The organism is Pseudomonas graminis (genome assembly GCF_004364335.1).
In the GTDB taxonomy this organism is placed as follows: Bacteria; Pseudomonadota; Gammaproteobacteria; order Pseudomonadales; family Pseudomonadaceae; genus Aquipseudomonas; species Aquipseudomonas graminis_D.
The window spans coordinates 53,856-70,888 of sequence record NZ_SOCR01000011.1 but is presented as its reverse complement, the minus strand read 5'-3'; the positions used below and the strand labels follow the sequence as shown (position 1 = coordinate 70,888).

Annotated in this window: 20 protein-coding genes; 19 read left to right on the top strand and 1 reads right to left on the bottom strand. The window is 59.3% G+C overall.

Translation table 11 applies throughout. The annotated features are described in order from the left end of the window. Window positions 1–9: 9 nt before the first annotated feature. The 5 genes from tgt (at window position 10) to EC919_RS20660 (ending at window position 5,033) form a co-directional block, all read left to right on the top strand. Window positions 10–1,125, top strand: a complete 1,116-nt coding sequence (gene tgt / locus EC919_RS20680; RefSeq protein WP_166650599.1) for a tRNA guanosine(34) transglycosylase Tgt — start codon at window positions 10–12, stop codon at window positions 1,123–1,125. 53 nt (window positions 1,126–1,178) lie between these two features. Further along, window positions 1,179–1,517: a preprotein translocase subunit YajC gene (gene yajC, locus EC919_RS20675; RefSeq protein WP_037012510.1), complete on the top strand. Its 339-nt coding sequence runs from the start codon at window positions 1,179–1,181 to the stop codon at window positions 1,515–1,517. Between the two features lie 62 nt (window positions 1,518–1,579). Then, on the top strand, window positions 1,580–3,448 hold the full coding sequence (gene secD / locus EC919_RS20670) for a protein translocase subunit SecD (RefSeq protein ID WP_133776210.1): 1,869 nt from the start codon (window positions 1,580–1,582) through the stop codon (window positions 3,446–3,448). 9 nt (window positions 3,449–3,457) lie between these two features. Then, the gene (gene secF / locus EC919_RS20665) at window positions 3,458–4,369 is read left to right on the top strand and encodes a protein translocase subunit SecF (RefSeq protein ID WP_133776209.1); all 912 of its coding nucleotides are present in this window, start codon (window positions 3,458–3,460) and stop codon (window positions 4,367–4,369) included. A gap of 118 nt (window positions 4,370–4,487) precedes the next feature. Continuing rightward, entirely contained in the window at window positions 4,488–5,033 is a 546-nt protein-coding gene (locus EC919_RS20660) for a glycine zipper 2TM domain-containing protein (protein ID WP_133776208.1), read from the top strand. A 117-nt stretch (window positions 5,034–5,150) separates the two neighbouring features. Here EC919_RS20660 and suhB read toward each other — a convergent pair whose 3' ends face one another. Next, complete coding sequence (suhB, locus tag EC919_RS20655; protein ID WP_074886357.1) at window positions 5,151–5,966, bottom strand: type III secretion system regulator SuhB; 816 nt, start codon at window positions 5,964–5,966, stop codon at window positions 5,151–5,153. 235 nt (window positions 5,967–6,201) lie between these two features. Here suhB and trmJ point away from each other — a divergent pair, with 235 nt between their 5' ends. The 14 genes from trmJ (at window position 6,202) to EC919_RS20585 (ending at window position 17,033) form a co-directional block, all read left to right on the top strand. After that, on the top strand, window positions 6,202–6,975 hold the full coding sequence (trmJ, locus tag EC919_RS20650) for a tRNA (cytosine(32)/uridine(32)-2'-O)-methyltransferase TrmJ (RefSeq protein ID WP_133776207.1): 774 nt from the start codon (window positions 6,202–6,204) through the stop codon (window positions 6,973–6,975). Continuing rightward, complete coding sequence (cysE, locus tag EC919_RS20645; protein ID WP_133776206.1) at window positions 6,975–7,757, top strand: serine O-acetyltransferase; 783 nt, start codon at window positions 6,975–6,977, stop codon at window positions 7,755–7,757. Before trmJ ends, cysE begins: the two co-directional genes overlap by 1 nt. Window positions 7,758–7,924: 167 nt before the next feature. After that, window positions 7,925–8,416, top strand: a complete 492-nt coding sequence (gene iscR, locus EC919_RS20640) for a Fe-S cluster assembly transcriptional regulator IscR (RefSeq protein ID WP_133776205.1) — start codon at window positions 7,925–7,927, stop codon at window positions 8,414–8,416. Window positions 8,417–8,460: 44 nt separating this feature from the next. Continuing rightward, a complete protein-coding gene (locus EC919_RS20635) occupies window positions 8,461–9,675 on the top strand; it encodes an IscS subfamily cysteine desulfurase (protein WP_133776204.1) in 1,215 nt (404 codons plus the stop codon). 88 nt (window positions 9,676–9,763) lie between these two features. Then, the gene (gene iscU / locus EC919_RS20630) at window positions 9,764–10,150 is read left to right on the top strand and encodes a Fe-S cluster assembly scaffold IscU (protein WP_062383507.1); all 387 of its coding nucleotides are present in this window, start codon (window positions 9,764–9,766) and stop codon (window positions 10,148–10,150) included. Between the two features lie 51 nt (window positions 10,151–10,201). Then, entirely contained in the window at window positions 10,202–10,525 is a 324-nt protein-coding gene (iscA, locus tag EC919_RS20625; protein WP_065990022.1) for an iron-sulfur cluster assembly protein IscA, read from the top strand. 8 nt (window positions 10,526–10,533) lie between these two features. Continuing rightward, on the top strand, window positions 10,534–11,052 hold the full coding sequence (gene hscB, locus EC919_RS20620) for a co-chaperone HscB (protein WP_133776203.1): 519 nt from the start codon (window positions 10,534–10,536) through the stop codon (window positions 11,050–11,052). A gap of 48 nt (window positions 11,053–11,100) precedes the next feature. Then, on the top strand, window positions 11,101–12,963 hold the full coding sequence (hscA, locus tag EC919_RS20615; RefSeq protein ID WP_133776202.1) for a Fe-S protein assembly chaperone HscA: 1,863 nt from the start codon (window positions 11,101–11,103) through the stop codon (window positions 12,961–12,963). A gap of 3 nt (window positions 12,964–12,966) precedes the next feature. Further along, window positions 12,967–13,308 carry an ISC system 2Fe-2S type ferredoxin gene (fdx, locus tag EC919_RS20610; RefSeq protein ID WP_133776201.1) on the top strand — a complete coding sequence of 114 codons (342 nt, stop codon included), beginning with the start codon at window positions 12,967–12,969 and terminating at the stop codon, window positions 13,306–13,308. 13 nt (window positions 13,309–13,321) lie between these two features. Then, on the top strand, window positions 13,322–13,522 hold the full coding sequence (iscX, locus tag EC919_RS20605) for a Fe-S cluster assembly protein IscX (RefSeq protein WP_108120869.1): 201 nt from the start codon (window positions 13,322–13,324) through the stop codon (window positions 13,520–13,522). A gap of 90 nt (window positions 13,523–13,612) precedes the next feature. Beyond that, entirely contained in the window at window positions 13,613–14,038 is a 426-nt protein-coding gene (gene ndk, locus EC919_RS20600) for a nucleoside-diphosphate kinase (protein WP_007916882.1), read from the top strand. A gap of 27 nt (window positions 14,039–14,065) precedes the next feature. Continuing rightward, the gene (gene rlmN / locus EC919_RS20595; protein WP_133776200.1) at window positions 14,066–15,214 is read left to right on the top strand and encodes a 23S rRNA (adenine(2503)-C(2))-methyltransferase RlmN; all 1,149 of its coding nucleotides are present in this window, start codon (window positions 14,066–14,068) and stop codon (window positions 15,212–15,214) included. A gap of 26 nt (window positions 15,215–15,240) precedes the next feature. Further along, window positions 15,241–15,999, top strand: a complete 759-nt coding sequence (gene pilW / locus EC919_RS20590; RefSeq protein WP_133776199.1) for a type IV pilus biogenesis/stability protein PilW — start codon at window positions 15,241–15,243, stop codon at window positions 15,997–15,999. Continuing rightward, entirely contained in the window at window positions 15,999–17,033 is a 1,035-nt protein-coding gene (locus EC919_RS20585) for a RodZ domain-containing protein (RefSeq protein WP_133776198.1), read from the top strand. The genes pilW and EC919_RS20585 overlap by 1 nt, the downstream gene beginning before the upstream one ends.

Below are 17,033 nucleotides of genomic sequence, written 5' to 3'. Positions count from 1 at the left end.
ACCTGTCGTATGTCTTTCGAGCTGCTGGCCACCGATGGCAAAGCGCGTCGCGGTCGTCTGACCTTTCCTCGTGGCGTTGTCGAAACGCCAGCGTTCATGCCGGTCGGCACCTACGGCACGGTCAAGGGCATGCTGCCTCGGGACATTGAGGCCACCGGCGCTCAGATGATCCTCGGCAACACCTTTCACCTCTGGCTGCGTCCGGGCACTGAAGTCATCAAAGGCCACGGCGACCTTCACGATTTCATGCAGTGGAAAGGCCCGATTCTGACCGACTCCGGCGGTTTTCAGGTGTTCAGCCTGGGCGCGATGCGCAAGATCAAAGAGGAGGGCGTGACATTTGCCTCTCCGGTCGACGGCGCGAAAGTGTTCATGGGGCCTGAAGAATCGATGCAGGTTCAACGCGATCTCGGTTCCGACGTCGTGATGATCTTCGACGAATGCACGCCTTACCCCGCCGACGAAGACGTCGCGCGCACCTCCATGGAGCTGTCGCTGCGCTGGGCCAAGCGCTCCAAGGTTGCCCACGGCGAAAACACGGCGGCGCTGTTCGGCATCGTTCAGGGCGGCATGCACGAGAACCTGCGCATGCGCTCGCTCGAAGGCCTGAACGAACTCGACTTTGACGGCCTGGCAATTGGCGGCCTGTCGGTCGGCGAACCCAAGGACGAGATGATCAAGGTGCTGGACTACCTGCCGGGCCGCATGCCGGCTGACAAACCTCGTTACCTTATGGGTGTAGGCAAGCCGGAGGACCTGGTTGAAGGTGTCCGCCGCGGCGTCGACATGTTCGACTGCGTGATGCCTACGCGCAATGCGCGCAACGGTCATCTGTTCATCGACACTGGTGTTCTGAAAATCCGTAATGCGTTTCATCGTTACGACGAGTCGCCGCTGGATCCGACCTGCGATTGCTACACCTGCAAAAACTTCTCCCGCGCCTATCTGCACCACCTGGACAAGTGCGGCGAAATGCTGGGTAGCATGCTCAACACGATCCACAATTTGCGCCATTACCAGCTGCTTATGGCTGGTTTGCGCGAGGCTATTCAACAAGGTACATTGGCCGCCTTTGTCGACACGTTCTATGCCAAACGCGGGCTTGTTACGCCGTTACTGGACTGAGCGACATCCGGTCTTTCGCTTCCTATTATTAAAATATGCAACTGGAGTGTTAAATGAGCTTTTTCATCTCTTCCGCTTTCGCGGATGCGGCTGCCCCTGCCGCTGCAGGCCCTATGGGCGGCGGCTTCGAGTGGATTTTCCTGGTGGGCTTTCTGGTCATCTTCTACCTGATGATCTGGCGTCCACAGGCCAAGCGCGCCAAAGAGCAAAAGAACTTGCTGGGCAACTTGCAGAAGGGTGATGAAGTCGTCACGACCGGCGGTATCGCGGGCAAGATCAATAAAGTGACTGATGACTTCGTTGTTATCGAAGTGTCCGACACCGTAGAGCTGAAGATCCAGAAGGGCGCCATCGCTGCCACCCTGCCCAAGGGCACTCTGAAAGCCATCTGATTCCAGTCTTTTACCAATCGACGGGGCGCGCAAGGCGCCCCGCGTTATAAGCAGGCGGCGTGATGTTGAACAAATACCCTCTGTGGAAATACATCCTGATCCTGGCAGTGCTGGTGATCGGTTTTATTTATTCCGCACCCAATCTCTACCCTGATGACCCGGCGATTCAAGTCACTGGCGCAAGCACTGCGCTGCAGGTCAATCAGGCTGATCTGGATCGCGTAAGCAAGGCGCTTACCGATGCTGGCATCGCGGTCAAGGGCGCGTCTCTGGCCGAGAATGGCAAGGGCGGTTTGTTGCGTCTGACCAAACAGGAAGACCAGCTGCCCGCCAAAGATGTTGCACGCAAGGCGCTGGGCGACGATTACGTTGTGGCGCTCAACTTGGCTCAGACTACGCCGAAGTGGCTGCGCAGCATTGGTGCTACGCCAATGAAGCTGGGTCTCGACCTGTCCGGCGGCGTGCACTTCCTGCTTGAAGTCGACATGGACAAGGCGCTCAGTGCGCGTCTGAATGTCTACGAAGGCGAAGTGAAGAGCCTGCTGCGCAAGGAAAAAGTGCGTTATCGCAGCCTGCCGCAAGACAACGGCGCCATCCAGCTGGGCTTCAGCGATGCTGATACCCGCGAACAGGCCCGTGCGCTGATCCGCAAGGACTACACCGATTTCGATATCACCACGAGCGATCGCGGCGAAATGCCGACCCTGCGCCTGGCTATGACGCCAGCCAAGATCGCTGAAATCCGCGAATACTCGATCAAGCAAAACCTGACCACCGTGCGTAACCGGGTCAACGAGTTGGGCGTCGCCGAGCCATTGGTTCAGCGTCAAGGCGCGAACCGCATCGTGGTCGAGCTGCCGGGTGTTCAGGATACCGCCGAAGCCAAGCGTATTCTCGGCAAGACCGCCAACCTTGAGTTCCGTCTGGGCGCAGGTCCCGATGACAGCAAAGCCACCACCGAGATGTTCGAGTTCCGCGAAGGCGGTCGCCCAGCGGCGCCGGTCGAGCGGGGTCTGATCATCACCGGTGACCAGGTGACTGACGCCAAAGCCGGCTTTGACGAGCACGGCCGTCCTCAGGTGAACATCAAGCTGGACGGCCATGGTGGTGATCTGATGAGCCGCGCAACCCGCGCGAACGTTGGTCGCAGCATGGCGGTGATCTTCATCGAGCAGAAGCCGACCACCACCTACACCAAGCAAATGGTCAACGGCGTCGAAAAAGACGTGCCGGTCCAGACGTTTAAGGAAGAGAAAAAGATCATCAGCCTGGCGACCATTCAGTCGCCGCTGGGTGCTCAATTCCGCATCACTGGCCTGAACGGCGCGGGTGAGTCTTCCGAGCTGGCGCTGTTGCTGCGTGCCGGTGGTCTGGCTGCGCCGATGTACTTCGCTGAAGAGCGCACCATTGGCCCGAGCCTGGGTGCCGACAACATCACCAAAGGTATCGATGCATCCCTGTGGGGCATGCTGTTCGTCTCGCTGTTCATCCTCGCCATCTACCGTTTCTTCGGTCTGATCGCGACGGTTGCACTGGCTTTCAACATGGTCATGCTGCTGGCGCTGATGTCGCTGCTGGGTGCAACGCTGACCCTGCCAGGCATTGCCGGTATCGTTCTGACGATGGGTATGGCGGTCGATGCCAACGTGCTGATCTTCTCGCGGATTCGTGAAGAGATCGCCAACGGCATGACGGTCCAGCGCGCGATTAACGAAGGTTTCGACCGCGCGTATACCGCGATCCTCGACGCCAACCTGACGACGCTGCTGGTCGGCGGCATTCTCTTCGCGATGGGCACAGGCCCGGTGAAGGGTTTTGCGGTCACCATGTCCCTCGGGATCTTTACCTCGATGTTCACAGCCATCATGGTGACCCGCGCAATGGTCAACCTGATTTTTGGCGGTCGTGACTTCAAGAAGTTGTGGATTTAAGGGGCTGCCATGAAACGTACGATCAACTTCATGGGCGTTCGCAACATTGCGTTCGCCATTACCATGCTCCTCACCGCGCTGGCGTTGTTCAGCTGGTTCTATAAAGGACTGAACTTCGGTCTGGACTTCACCGGCGGTACGCTGATCGAGCTGACCTACGAGCGTCCCGCCGATCTGCACAAAGTGCGCGAAGAGCTGGTTTCGTCGGGTTATACCGAAGCGGTTGTGCAAAGCTTCGGTGCGACCACCGATCTGCTCGTTCGCATGCCGGGTGAAGATCCGCAGCTGGGCACTCAGGTCGCCGAAGCGCTGCGCAAGACCGGTGCCGATAACCCGGTGACCGTCAAGCGCGTCGAGTTCGTCGGTCCGCAAGTGGGTGAAGAGCTGCGCGACCAGGGCGGCCTCGGCATGCTGCTGGCGCTGGGCGGTGTTCTCGTCTACCTGGCCTTCCGCTTCCAGTGGAAATTCGCGGTAGGGGCCATCGTCTCGCTGATCCACGACGTGGTGGTGACGATGGGCATCCTGTCGTTCTTCCAGGTGACCTTCGACCTGACTGTGCTGGCTGCGGTGCTGGCGATCATTGGTTACTCGCTCAACGACACCATCGTGGTATTCGACCGGGTTCGCGAGAACTTCCGTCTGCTGCGCAAGGCTTCGCTGATCGAGAACATCAACATCTCCACCACGCAGACGTTGCTGCGGACCATGGCCACTTCGATTTCCACATTGCTGGCCATCGTCGCGCTGTGGATCTTCGGCGGCGACAGCCTGCACGGGTTCTCGGTGGCGCTGTTCATCGGTGTTCTGGCGGGTACGTATTCGTCGATCTACATCGCCAACGTGGTGCTGATCTGGCTGAACCTTCGCAGCGAAGACCTGCTGCCTCCGGTCACAGTCGACAAAGTGGATGACCGTCCGTAACCGATACTGGTAACCGGCCATCACCTGAAAAGGCGCGAGTGTGAACTCGCGCCTTTTTTTGTGCTCCAAGGCTGGGAGTAGTGCGAGCAATCGCGCTGAATATCGTCAGGAGGTTCACGTGAACAAGTCGTTGCTTATCGGTGCAGTATTGGGTGCTGTCGGTGTAACCGCCGGTGGTGCTTTGGCCACCTATAGCCTCGTAAAACAAAGCGGCCCAGAGTACGCAGACGTACTTGCCGTCGAGCCTGTTAAAGAACAAATCAAAACCCCGCGCCAAGTCTGCAAAGACGTTGCCGTGACTCACCGAGCGCCGGTGAAGGACGAGCATCAGATCGTGGGGAGTGTCATCGGTGCCGTAGCGGGTGGCCTGCTCGGTAACCAGGTGGGTGGCGGTACTGGCAAGAAGATTGCCACGGTCGCCGGTGCGGTCGGCGGGGGTTATGCCGGTAATAAGGTTCAGGAAGGCATGCAGAACCGCGATACCTACACAACCACCGAGTCACGCTGCAACACCGTCAACGACATCAGCGACAAAGTTGTCGGCTACAACGTGAAGTACAAGCTCAACGACAAAGTCGGGCAGGTGCGTATGGATCGTGATCCGGGCAGCCAGATTCCCGTCAACAAGGACGGTCAGCTGGAGTTGAGTCAAGCGGGCCAGTAACAGGCTGATTGGCTCGTTAAAAAAGCACCTTCGGGTGCTTTTTTATTGCCCTGATGACTAAGCATTCAGGTACAAAAAAACCGGCGCATGGCCGGTTTCTTTTACCGCGCGCTGAGTTTAACGCTTCAGCGAAGCCGGCACGAACGGAGCGATCGAGGTCAGAACCGCTTTGAAACACTTGGTGTTGCCGGCAACGATGTGGCCCTTTTCAAGGAAGTCGTGACCGCCGTTGAAATCGCTGACCAGACCGCCTGCTTCCTGAATGAGCAGGGCGCCTGCGGCCATGTCCCACTCCGACAGGCCCGATTCCCAGAACGCATCGAAACGGCCCGCAGCCACGTAAGCCAGATCCAGGCTCGCAGCGCCGGCGCGACGTATGCCGGCAGTCTGGCCAACCAGGGAACGGAACATGTTCATGTAGTTGTCGAGGTTATCGAGTTGGTTTTCGCGGAACGGGAAACCTGTGCCGAGCAGTGCGCCTTCAAGGCTCTTGCGCGGGCTGACGCGCAGACGACGGCCGTTCAAGGCAGCGCCACGACCGCGGCTGGCGGTGAATTCTTCCTGGCGGACCGGATCCAGAACAACGGCGTGTTCCAGGCGACCGCGGTATTTGCACGCGATGCTGACGGCAAAGTGAGGAACACCACGCACGAAGTTGGTGGTGCCGTCGAGCGGATCGATGATCCAGAGGTAGTCGGTGCCTTCGCCGCTGCCTTCGTGCAGGCCGCTTTCTTCGCCAAGGATGCCGTGGGTTGGATACGCTTTGCGCAGGGCAGTGATGATGCTCTGCTCGGCGGCGCGATCGATTTCGGTTACGTAATCTTTCGCGTCTTTTTCGTCGACCTTGATGGTATCCAGGCGCTCGATGGAGCGGAAAATCAATTCGCTGGCGCTGCGGGCGGCGCGCAGCGCGATATTCAGCATGGGCTGCATGGATGGATCACCTAGGTCGTTAAAGAGAGCCGGGCATTCTATTGGTTCTCTTGGATGATTTCCAGCGCGAGTGCAGACTTTGCCGAGCGCCCGGTCGGCTTGAGGTGAGCAAGTCGGCGGCGCCGTGTCTGCTTTTATTGGCATATCCCGTGCGTGAGGCGCAAGGTTCGTGGCGTTGAAGCAAGCGCTTCTGTAACATTCGTCCCCCTTTTCACCTGCTAGCGAGACTTCACCAGTGCTGCAAAATATTCGTGTCGTCCTGGTCGGTACCAGTCATCCCGGAAATATCGGTGGCGCTGCGCGTGCCATGAAAAACATGGGTCTTTCGCGTCTGGTGCTGGTTGATCCCGCGATGTTTCCCCACCATGAAGCCGATGCAAGGGCGTCTGGCGCGGGCGACATTCTGGAAGGTGCGCAGGTCGTGGCGACGCTGGAAGATGCGTTGGCAGGTTGCAACCTGGTATTGGGTACCAGCGCCCGGGATCGCCGCATTCCCTGGCCGCTGCTCGACCCTCGCGAAGCGGGCGTCAAGACCGTCGAGCACGCCGCGCTGGGCGAAGAGATCGCACTGGTGTTCGGCCGTGAATACGCCGGCCTGACCAATGAGGAGCTGCAGCGCTGCCATTACCACGTGCACATTCCTTCGGACCCGGAATTCAGCTCGTTGAATCTGGCGGCCGCCGTGCAGGTCTTGAGTTACGAAACCCGCATGGCCTGGCTTGCGGCCGACGGGCAGGCGAGCAAGGTGGAGAAGTTCGAAGTCAACTCCGTGCGCAGTACCGAGCTGGCGACCATGGATGAGATGGAGAAATTCTATGAGCATCTCCAGTCCACGCTGGTCACTATTGGCTTCCTTGATCCCGAGAAGCCGCGTCATCTGATGGCGCGTCTGCGTCGTCTGTACGGGCGCTCTGCGGTGAATCGATCCGAGATGAGCATCTTGCGCGGCATTCTCACCGAGACCCAGAAAGCGGCGAACGGCGAACCCTATAGGCGGAAGGATCAGTGATGTTCGAGCGTTTGCGGGAAGACATTCAAAGCGTGTTTCATCGTGATCCGGCGGCTCGAAATGCTTTTGAAGTGCTGACCTGCTACCCCGGCATGCACGCGATCTGGCTGCATCGGCTGTCTGGCTGGCTGTGGCGCAATGACCTGAAATGGCCGGCGCGCATGGTTTCCAATTTCGGTCGCTGGCTGACGGGAATCGAGATTCATCCGGGCGCCAAAGTCGGCCGACGCTTTTTCATCGATCACGGAATGGGCATCGTCATCGGCGAAACCGCCGAGATTGGCGACGACGTGACCCTTTACCAGGGCGTGACTCTGGGGGGGACCAGCTGGAACAAGGGCAAGCGCCATCCGACGCTTGAGTCCGGCGTGGTTGTCGGTGCGGGCGCCAAGGTGCTCGGCCCGTTCACGGTGGGCGCCGGAGCAAAGGTTGGCTCCAATGCGGTGGTAACCAAGCCTGTGCCGGCGGGTGCAACGGTGGTAGGCATTCCGGGCCGGATCATCGTCAAGTCAGACGACGAGGCCGAAGCCAAGCGCAAGGCGATCGCCGAGAAGCTCGGCTTCGATGCTTATGGCGTCAGCGAGGACATGCCTGATCCGGTAGCGCGCGCGATCGGGCAGTTGCTCGATCACCTGCAGGCAATGGACGTGCGCGTGGAAGACATGGGCAAGGCGTTGAAGAGTCTGGGCGGCGAGTACCGTGAGAAAGAGCTGCCCGAGCTGCGCCAGGAAGTGTTCGACTGCATGAAAGAACGTTGCGAGGCTGATGCTGCCCGCAAATAAAACAGCGCGCGCCTGCAGACGGCACAAGTGCCAATCCATGGCGTGTTTTGCTATGATGCGGCCGCGCTTTTGCGGGTAATCCCGACTACTTCACTAGGTCTTATAGTTGACTTAAATACTCGGGAATAGCATACTCGCCCTCATTCCGAACCTCCGCGGTAAACGTCATGCGACTGACTACAAAAGGCCGATACGCTGTCACTGCCATGCTCGACCTGGCATTGCATGCGCAGCATGGGCCAGTGTCCCTGGCCGATATCTCCGAGCGGCAAGGGATTTCCCTTTCCTACCTCGAGCAACTGTTCGCCAAGCTGCGCCGCGGCAATCTGGTTTCCAGCGTACGCGGTCCCGGCGGTGGTTATCAGTTGTCCCGTGACATGCAGGGCATTCAGGTTGCGCAGGTGATCGACGCCGTCAACGAATCGGTTGATGCGACGCGTTGCCGGGGGCTCGGTGATTGCCATGCTGGCGACACCTGTCTGACCCACCACTTGTGGTGCGACCTCAGCCAGCAGATTCACGAATTTCTAAGCGGTATCAGCCTGGCCGACCTCGTCACTCGCCGTGAAGTGCAAGAAGTCGCCCAACGTCAGGATCTGCGCCGTTGCGGTAGCAAGACCCAGATACTGGACAAGATTGAAACATCCGCCGTTGAGTGAACGCAGATGAACGCGCGGCGCGCCTGCCCGATAGGAGATATTCAATGAGATTGCCAATTTACCTCGATTATTCCGCAACGACCCCGGTCGATCCGCGTGTTGCGCAGAAAATGAGCGATTGCTTGCTGGTGGATGGTAACTTCGGTAACCCGGCGTCGCGCTCCCACGTCTTTGGCTGGAAGGCTGAAGAGGCGGTCGAGAACGCGCGTCGTCAGGTCGCCGATCTGGTCAACGCCGATCCGCGCGAAATCGTCTGGACCTCCGGTGCTACTGAGTCCAACAACCTTGCGATCAAAGGCGCTGCGCATTTCTATGCCTCCAAAGGCAAGCACCTGATCACCAGCAAAATCGAACACAAAGCCGTGCTCGACACCATGCGTCAGCTTGAGCGTGAAGGCTTTGAAGTCACCTACCTCGAACCGACCGAAGATGGCCTGATCACTCCGGCCATGATCGAAGCGGTCATGCGCGACGACACCGTCCTGGTCTCGATCATGCACGTCAACAACGAGATCGGTACGGTCAACGACATCGCTGCCATTGGCGAGATGACCCGGTCCCGCGGCGTGCTTTTCCACGTCGACGCAGCGCAAGCCACCGGCAAGGTTGAAATCGACCTGGCCAACCTCAAAGTTGATTTGATGTCGTTCTCGGCCCACAAGACCTACGGTCCTAAAGGGATTGGCGCACTCTGGGTCAGCCGCAAGCCGCGCGTTCGCATTGAAGCTGAAATGCACGGCGGCGGTCACGAGCGCGGCATGCGTTCCGGTACGCTGGCGACGCACCAGATTGTCGGGATGGGCGAGGCGTTCCGTGTTGCCAAAGAAGACATGGCAGCCGAGAACGTTCGCATCAAAGCCTTGAGCGATCGCTTCTATCAGCAGGTTGCGCATCTGGAAGAACTGTACGTCAATGGCAGCATGACTGCCCGCGTACCGCACAACCTCAACCTGAGCTTCAACTATGTAGAAGGCGAGTCGCTGATCATGGCGCTCAAGGATCTGGCGGTATCGTCCGGCTCCGCGTGCACCTCGGCTTCGCTGGAGCCGTCTTACGTGCTGCGCGCCCTGGGCCGTAACGACGAGCTGGCACACAGCTCGATCCGTTTCACCTTCGGTCGCTTCACCACTGAAGAAGAGATCGACTACGCCGCGCAGAAAGTCTGCGAGGCGGTCACCAAGTTGCGCGCCTTGTCGCCGCTGTGGGACATGTTCCAGGACGGCGTCGACATCTCCAAAATCGAGTGGGCGGCGCATTAATTCAAAGTCGCCACACCTGCGGCACTTTGAAAACAGATTTTCCGAGTGCCGCGAGAGCGACGTGTTGTAACTGATGAGGAATTGCACCATGGCTTACAGCGAAAAGGTCATTGACCACTACGAGAATCCACGCAACGTCGGCAAGATGAACGCGGAAGATCCTGATGTCGGCACCGGCATGGTCGGCGCGCCGGCTTGCGGCGACGTCATGCGTCTGCAGATCAAGGTTAACGAGCAAGGCATCATCGAAGACGCCAAGTTCAAAACCTACGGTTGCGGTTCTGCCATCGCGTCGAGCTCCCTGGCCACTGAGTGGATGAAGGGCAAGACTCTGGATGAAGCAGAGACCATCAAGAACACTCAGCTGGCTGAAGAACTGGCCCTGCCGCCAGTGAAGATCCACTGCTCCGTGCTCGCTGAAGACGCCATCAAGGCGGCCGTTCGCGACTACAAGCAGAAGAAAGGCCTGCTCTAAGCAGAGCCTGTTCCGCTGCGTTAAGTAACTTGCGTGAGGTAAGGAGTTCCGATGGCTATCAGCATGACCGAAGCGGCCGCCAACCATGTACGCCGCTCCCTCGATGGGCGCGGCAAGGGTGACGGCATTCGTCTGGGCGTTCGCACGACCGGTTGTTCAGGCCTTGCTTACGTGCTCGAGTTTGTCGATGAGCCGGAAAGCGAAGACACGGTGTTCGAGTATCACGGCGTCAAGGTGATCATCGATCCCAAGAGCCTGGTTTATCTCGACGGCACCGAGCTCGATTTCGTCAAGGAAGGGTTGAACGAAGGCTTCAAGTTCAACAATCCCAACTCGCGCGGTGAATGTGGCTGCGGCGAAAGCTTCAACGTCTGAGGCTTATTGTGGGTACTCCTTGTCACTTCGCTTTATTCGACCTGCAGCCGGGCTTCAATCTGGATCTCGACCTGCTGGCGACGCGTTACCGCGAGCTTGCCCGGAGCGTGCACCCCGACCGTTTTGCCGACGCCCCTGAGGCTGAGCAACGGGTTGCGCTGGAGCGCTCCGCCACGCTGAACGACGCCTACCAAACGTTGAAGAACGCACCCAAAAGGGCGCGTTACCTGTTGGCGCTTAAGGGTGAAGTGCCGCTGGAAGTCACCGTGCAGGATCCCGAGTTTCTGATGCAGCAGATGCAGTGGCGCGAAGAACTCGAAGATCTGCAGGACGAAGCCGATCTGGCAGGTGTCGCGGTATTCAAGCGCCGGCTGAAGGCTGCCCAGGAAGAACTGAACGAAAGCTTCGCGGCCTGTTGGGACGATGCTGCACAGCGTGAGCAGGCTGAAAGGCTGATGCGCCGCATGCAGTTCCTCGACAAGCTCTCCTACGAAGTGCGCCAGCTCGAAGAGCGCCTCGACGATTAACCCCGCGCCGTCCTTCTGGGGCGGCTCGCCAGTGATATCAGAAAAGCAATGGCTCTACTGCAGATCGCCGAACCCGGCCAAGCTCCAAAACCTCATCAACGTCGCCTGGCTGTCGGGATTGACCTCGGCACTACCAATTCGTTGGTGGCTGCCCTGCGCAGTGGCATCAGCGAGCCGCTTCCCGATGCACACGGCCAGGTCATCCTGCCGTCTGCCGTTCGCTACCACGCCGATCGCGTCGAAGTCGGCCAGCCTGCCAAGGACGCTGCCGCGACTGACCCGCTGAATACCATCATTTCCGTCAAGCGCCTCATGGGTCGCGGGATTTCCGATGTGAAGCATTTGGGTGGGCAATTGCCTTACCGCTTCACAGGTGGCGAGTCCCACATGCCGTTCATTGAAACCGTTCAGGGTCCCAAGAGTCCGGTAGAAGTGTCGGCCGACATTCTCAAGGTGCTGCGCCAGCGCGCTGAAGATACTCTGGGTGGTGAGTTGGTTGGTGCGGTCATCACCGTTCCCGCTTATTTCGATGATGCCCAGCGTCAGGCCACTAAAGACGCCGCGAAGCTGGCGGGCCTGACGGTCCTTCGTCTGCTGAACGAACCCACGGCAGCTGCCGTGGCGTATGGGCTGGATCAGAACGCAGAAGGCGTGGTCGCCATTTACGATCTGGGCGGCGGCACGTTTGATATCTCGATTCTGCGCCTGACCGGCGGTGTGTTTGAAGTCATGGCCACTGGCGGCGACAGCGCGCTGGGCGGCGATGATTTCGACCATGCCATCGCGACGTGGATCATTGCTGAGGCCGGTCTGTCCGACGATCTCGATCCGGCCGCCCAGCGCCGCCTGATGCAGACGGCGTGCTCGGCGAAAGAATCTCTGACTGACGCCGATTCGGTAGAGGTCGTCCATGGCGACTGGCAGGGCGTACTGACCCGCGCCGCATTCGATGCCCTTGTCGAGCCGATGATCGCCCGCAGTCTTAAAGCCTGCCGTCGTGCCGTTCGTGATTGCGGCATCGAGCTGGCTGAAGTCGAAGCCGTGGTCATGGTGGGCGGTTCCACCCGTGTCCCGCGAGTTCGCGAAGCGGTGGCCGAACTGTTCGGCCGTCAACCGTTGACCGAGATCGACCCGGATCAGGTAGTCGCCATCGGCGCTGCGATCCAGGCCGATACCCTGGCAGGCAACAAGCGCGACGGCGGCGAGCTGTTGCTGCTCGACGTGATCCCGTTGTCCCTGGGGCTGGAGACCATGGGCGGCTTGATGGAGAAGGTCATTCCGCGCAACACCACGATCCCGGTGGCCCGCGCCCAGGAATTCACCACTTACAAAGACGGCCAGTCGGCCATGATGATCCACGTGCTGCAAGGCGAGCGTGAATTGATCAGCGACTGCCGTTCATTGGCGCGTTTCGACCTGCGCGGCATTCCTGCGATGGTCGCCGGCGCTGCGAAAATTCGCGTGACCTTCCAGGTCGACGCCGATGGCCTGCTCAGCGTGTCCGCACGCGAGCTGGCGTCGGGCGTTGAATCGAGCATTCAGGTGAAGCCTTCGTATGGCCTGACTGACGGTGAAATCACCCGCATGCTCAAGGATTCGTTCCAGTACGCCAGCGATGACATGGTGGCTCGTGCGCTGCGTGAACAGCAGGTCGACGCCCAGCGTTTGCTCGAAGCCGTCGAAGGTGCGTTGCAGGCCGACGGCGAGCGCTTGCTCGATGCCGAAGAGCGCATGGTCATCGACATGCAGATGGAAGAACTTCGTGAATTGATGAAGGGCGATGACGGTCCGGCCATCGAGTTGCAGACCAAGCGTCTGTCGCAGGTGACTGATGCGTTCGCCGCCCGCCGCCTGGACTCGACGGTGAAAGCCGCGCTGTCAGGGCGCAACCTGAATGAGATTGAGGAATAACTGATGCCGCAGGTTACATTTCTGCCACACGCCGAGCATTGCCCGGAGGGGATGGTTGTCGAGGCCGAAGTCGGCAAGTCGATTCTGGAACTCGCCCACGATCACCACATCGAGATAGAAAGCGCATGCGGTGGCGTCTGCGCCTGCACCACCTGCCATTGCATCATTCGCAAGGGGTTCAACTCCCTCGAAGAAGCGGACGAGCTGGAAGAGGACTATCTTGATCGTGCGTGGGGTCTGGAAGCGCAGTCCCGCCTGGCGTGCCAGGCCAAGGTCGGCACGGAAGACCTCATCGTCGAGATCCCGAAATATTCGCTTAACCACGCTGCCGAAGCGCCGCACTGATCGAGAAGCTGTCATGAGTTACGGTTGGAATGACGTACAACGCATCGCTGAAGAACTCGCCGAGACCCATCCCGGCGTTGACCCTTATTCAGTAGGGTTCACCAAGCTGCAACTGATGATCAAGCAACTGCCGGATTTCGACGACACCTCTGGCCGCGTCGGCGAGAAAGTGCTCGAGGCGGTCCAGACGCTCTGGGCCGACGAAATCGACTGATCAGATTTGCACGTTAGGCAATAACATCAAACCCGCGTATAATTCGCGGGTTTAATTTTTCGCAATAATCACTGCTTCTGGAGTTACACCATGGCTGTTCAACGTACTTTCTCGATCATCAAGCCTGATGCTGTTGCCAAAAACGTCATCGGCGAGATCACCACCCGTTTCGAAAAAGCCGGTCTGCGCGTTGTCGCTTCGAAACTGAAGCAACTGTCCAAAGCCGAAGCAGAAGGTTTCTACGCTGAGCACAGCGCCCGTGGTTTCTTCGGTGATCTGGTTGCATTCATGATCTCCGGCCCGGTTGTTGTTCAGGTTCTGGAAGGCGAAAACGCTATCGCTCTGAACCGCGAGCTGATGGGCGCTACCAACCCTAAAGAAGCCGCTGCCGGCACCATCCGTGCTGACTTCGCTGATTCCATCGACGCCAACGCTGTTCACGGTTCCGATTCCGAAGCCGCTGCTGCTCGTGAAATCTCGTACTTCTTCGCTGCTACCGAGGTAACCACTCGCTAAGCTATTGCTGCGAGTGAGGGTGAATCCATGACTGAATCAACTGGCAAAATCAACCTGTTGGGTCTGACCCGGCTGGAAATGGAAAAATTCTTCGAGTCTATCGGGGAGAAACGCTTCCGTGCCGGTCAGGTCATGAAGTGGATTCACCACTTTGGCGTCGATAACTTCGACGCCATGACGAACGTCGGCAAGGCCCTGCGCGAAAAGCTGCAGAGCCGTGCCGAGATTCGGGGTCCTGAAGTCGTCAGCGAGGACATCTCCACCGACGGTACCCGCAAGTGGGTCGTCCGTGTCGAGTCCGGCAGCTGCGTCGAGACCGTTTACATTCCGCAAGGCAAGCGCGGCACGCTGTGTGTCTCGTCCCAGGCGGGCTGTGCGCTGGATTGCAGTTTCTGCTCCACCGGCAAACAAGGCTTCAACAGCAACCTCACCGCCGCCGAAGTCATCGGTCAGGTGTGGATTGCCAACAAATCTTTCGGCAGTGTCCCGGCTACCGTCGACCGTGCCATTACCAACGTGGTGATGATGGGCATGGGCGAGCCATTGCTGAACTTCGACAATGTCGTTTCCGCCATGCATCTGATGATGGATGACCTGGGGTATGGCATTTCCAAGCGCCGGGTGACGCTGTCCACCTCCGGCGTGGTGCCGATGATCGATGAGCTGTCCAAGCACATCGACGTTTCGCTGGCCCTTTCGCTGCACGCGCCCAATGACGCGCTGCGCAACCAGCTGGTGCCGATCAACAAAAAGTACCCCCTGAAGATGCTCCTCGAGTCCTGCCGCAACTACATGTCTGCGTTGGGCGAGAAGCGCGTGTTGACGATCGAGTACACGCTGCTCAAGGACATCAACGACAAGCCTGAGCACGCCATCGAGATGATCGAGCTGCTCAAGGACACGCCGTGCAAGGTCAACCTGATCCCGTTCAATCCGTTTCCGCATTCGGGCTATGAACGCCCGAGCAACAACGCGATCCGTCGCTTCCAGGATCTGCTGCATCAAGCCGGCTTTAACGTCACCGTGCGGACCACGCGCGGTGAGGACATCGATGCTGCCTGCGGCCAGTTGGTCGGGCAGGTAATGGACCGCACCCGTCGCAGCGAGCGCTATATCGCTGTTCGGGAGCTGAGTGCCGATGCCGACGTGGTGCAGGTCGCTTCCGCTCGCAATTGAATGCGAACTTGACTGAGAGGATCTCTATGTCCCTGCGCGCTGCGCTGCTGCTCTGTTTTGCCACGCTGCTGGTCGGTTGTGTGTCCACCGGCAACGTCGATCCGCTGAGTACCAGCAAGGGGCGTGAGGAAGCTCGTCAGGCTTACGTGCAATTGGGGTTGGGTTATCTTCAGCAAGGCCAGATGGAGCGTGCAAAGGCGCCTCTGAAAAAGGCACTCGAGCTGAACGGCTCCGATGCGGACGCCAATGCCGCGCTGGCCTTGGTGTTTCAGGCCGAGATGGAGCCTGAGCTGGCGAACCAGTATTACGAAAAAGCGTTGTCGGCACGTTCCAAAGACGCGCGGATCCTCAACAATTACGGCAGCTTTCTCTACCAGCAGAAGCGTTACAAGGAAGCTTACGAGCGCTTCGAGCAGGCCGCCGAGGATAACCTCTACGCCGAGCGCGCCCGAGTGTTCGAGAACCTCGGCATGACGGCTGTGATGCTCGGCAATCGCGACACCGCCCGTGAGCATTTCGACAAAGCGCTGCGCCTCGATCGTCAGCAGCCACGTGCGTTGCTGGAAATGGCTGAGTTGTCGTACGAAGACAGGCATTATGTACCGGCGCGCGATTACTACGAGCGTTTCAGCCAGTTAAGCGAGCAGAATGCGCGGAGCCTGTTGCTCGGCACGCGGCTGGCGAAGGTGTTTGATGATCGCAACAAGGCAGCCAGTTACGGGCTGCTTCTAAAAAGACTCTATCCCGGTACGCCGGAATATCAGCAATACCTGTCGGAGCAATGATGAAAGCGGCGCATCCCGAAGTTGTAGCAGCCACTCGCACAAACCCAGGCGAAACATTGCGACAGGCCCGCGAAAGCAAGAACTGGTCGCTGCCAGATGTGGCGTTGAGGCTGAACCTCACTGTGACGTCCCTGACTCATCTGGAAGCAGGCGATTTTGACAAGCTCCCCGGTCACACCTTTGCCCGCGGCTATGTCCGTGCCTACGCCAAGCTGCTGGACCTTGATCAAGCTGCATTGGTCAGTGCGTTCGATCAGTACACCGGCACCGACGGCAAGGGCAGCAGCGTTCATGCGCTGGGCCGAATCGAAGAACCGGTACGCCTGTCTCACAACATTCTGCGCATCGTCAGCCTGTTGCTGCTGATCGCATTGATCGGGGGCGGCTTCGTGTGGTGGCAGGATCAGGCCACGCTGCGCGGCAAGGAACCGACCAATCTGGGCATGGAGCACGTCGAAGTCGAAAGCGCCGACGGCACCACCCAGATCCATCCGCTCGACGAGCCGGAAGATCAAGCGGTCGCTCAAGGCCAGACCACGCTGCCGTTGAACAACGCCGAGCCTGCGTCCGCGCCTGAAGCTCCCGCTTCATCCAGCAGTGCACCCGGCAGCACGGGCACCGTTGCGGGCGCTGTTGTTCCCCACAGCACATCCACCACCGCACCGGTGACGCCTGCGCATACCGCGTCGACGCCCACCGCGCCGGTCACCACCGTGGCGCCGACGCCTGCGACCACCGCACCCGTCAACACCGCGCCGAGCGCAACGGCCGACGCCGCACCCGTACCGGCAGGTGCCGGCCGCGTGCAGGTTCAGTTTGTCAACGATTGCTGGACCCAGGTCACCGATGGCAGCGGCAAGGTGCTAATGAGCGGCCTCAAGAAAAAAGGCGACAGCCTCGATGTCAATGGCAAGCCGCCGCTGACGTTGCGCCTGGGCTACGCTCGCGGCGCGCAGGTCAGTTACAACGGTCAGCCGGTTGATGTGGCACCTTTCACCAGTGGCGAAACTGCTCGCCTGAAGCTAGGGCAATAA

Coding starts and splice junctions, on each gene's coding strand:
- suhB (WP_074886357.1), bottom strand. CDS start 5,966: ATGCAGCCCATGCTGAATATCGCGCTGCGCGCCGCCCGCAGCGCCAGC.
- fdx (WP_133776201.1), top strand. CDS start 12,967: ATGCCGCAGGTTACATTTCTGCCACACGCCGAGCATTGCCCGGAGGGG.
- cysE (WP_133776206.1), top strand. CDS start 6,975: ATGTTCGAGCGTTTGCGGGAAGACATTCAAAGCGTGTTTCATCGTGAT.
- pilW (WP_133776199.1), top strand. CDS start 15,241: ATGTCCCTGCGCGCTGCGCTGCTGCTCTGTTTTGCCACGCTGCTGGTC.
- rlmN (WP_133776200.1), top strand. CDS start 14,066: ATGACTGAATCAACTGGCAAAATCAACCTGTTGGGTCTGACCCGGCTG.
- secD (WP_133776210.1), top strand. CDS start 1,580: ATGTTGAACAAATACCCTCTGTGGAAATACATCCTGATCCTGGCAGTG.
- ndk (WP_007916882.1), top strand. CDS start 13,613: ATGGCTGTTCAACGTACTTTCTCGATCATCAAGCCTGATGCTGTTGCC.
- yajC (WP_037012510.1), top strand. CDS start 1,179: ATGAGCTTTTTCATCTCTTCCGCTTTCGCGGATGCGGCTGCCCCTGCC.
- hscA (WP_133776202.1), top strand. CDS start 11,101: ATGGCTCTACTGCAGATCGCCGAACCCGGCCAAGCTCCAAAACCTCAT.
- iscX (WP_108120869.1), top strand. CDS start 13,322: ATGAGTTACGGTTGGAATGACGTACAACGCATCGCTGAAGAACTCGCC.
- EC919_RS20635 (WP_133776204.1), top strand. CDS start 8,461: ATGAGATTGCCAATTTACCTCGATTATTCCGCAACGACCCCGGTCGAT.
- iscR (WP_133776205.1), top strand. CDS start 7,925: ATGCGACTGACTACAAAAGGCCGATACGCTGTCACTGCCATGCTCGAC.
- iscU (WP_062383507.1), top strand. CDS start 9,764: ATGGCTTACAGCGAAAAGGTCATTGACCACTACGAGAATCCACGCAAC.
- EC919_RS20585 (WP_133776198.1), top strand. CDS start 15,999: ATGAAAGCGGCGCATCCCGAAGTTGTAGCAGCCACTCGCACAAACCCA.
- iscA (WP_065990022.1), top strand. CDS start 10,202: ATGGCTATCAGCATGACCGAAGCGGCCGCCAACCATGTACGCCGCTCC.
- secF (WP_133776209.1), top strand. CDS start 3,458: ATGAAACGTACGATCAACTTCATGGGCGTTCGCAACATTGCGTTCGCC.
- tgt (WP_166650599.1), top strand. CDS start 10: ATGTCTTTCGAGCTGCTGGCCACCGATGGCAAAGCGCGTCGCGGTCGT.